The 855-nt window shown below is 75.8% G+C and carries 2 protein-coding genes; both read left to right on the forward strand.

The genetic code is table 11. From position 1 onward, the window contains the following. A partial coding sequence (locus FRW57_RS23720; protein WP_420853288.1) for a LysM peptidoglycan-binding domain-containing protein occupies nt 1-505 on the forward strand: 505 nt, incomplete at its 5' end. After that, a partial coding sequence (locus FRW57_RS22260) for an Rv3235 family protein (protein ID WP_238999549.1) occupies nt 505-855 on the forward strand: 351 nt, incomplete at its 3' end. The genes FRW57_RS23720 and FRW57_RS22260, both read left to right, overlap by 1 nt.

An 855-nucleotide genomic window follows, 5' to 3' on the forward strand; every position in this document is an offset into this window, starting at 1 on the left:
CCTGGTCACCACCGCCGGGTCGGCGCCGGCTCTGGCACTCCCCACCCCCGCGGTCACCCCCGCCACCGCGGCGGTGACGGTCGCCTCTGGCGGCACCTCGGGCACCTCCGACACGGCGCTCGGCGCCCTGCCGGATCCGTCCTTCCGGAGCGCCGATCCCACCGCGTCCTCCGAGCCTTTCGTGTCCGCTGCCTCCGCCGACGACTGCCTGCCCCGCCCCGGATGGCGCCCCGCCAGGGCCGAGGTCCGTCGGGAGTCGTCCGAGGTCTCCTTGGTCAGCGGCTGTCCGGCCGACGCCGCGCCGACGGACGCGTCGCGGCTGGTCGTGCACCGGGGCGACTCCCTCTGGTGGATCGCCGCGCGCGCTCTCGGTCCCGAGGCCACCGCGTCCGAGATCGCCCGCGCCTGGCCGCGCTGGTATGCCGCCAACCGTCACGTGATCGGTGACGACCCCGACCTGCTGCTGCCCGGTCAGGTCCTCACCGCACCCCAGGAGGTCCAGTGATGGGTGCCGCGCCCGTTCCCGACGACCCGCCGCTGCGTGTGCGGCCGATTCCACGGTCGACCCCGCGCCGGTTGCGCTCGGTCCCCGAGCTGCCCACCCGGCCGCCGGAGTTCGTACAGGGCACCCTCGCCGTCGACTTCCGCCACCGCGACGAGGACCCCTACTTCGGGCCGCAGGCCACGTCCACACCGGACCTGCCCGACCCGCAGACCTGGGTGAGCCAGCTGTCGCAGGCGATCATCGAGACCACAGCCGGACTGCGCCCTCCGGCGCAGCTCTTGCGCTGGCTCACCCCCGAGGTCCACGCCATGGTGGCGCGGCGGGCCGGAGTGGCCGCGCGCCGGGGCGCG

This window comes from Segeticoccus rhizosphaerae (genome assembly GCF_009192725.1).
Classification (GTDB): Bacteria; Actinomycetota; Actinomycetes; order Actinomycetales; family Dermatophilaceae; genus Segeticoccus; species Segeticoccus rhizosphaerae.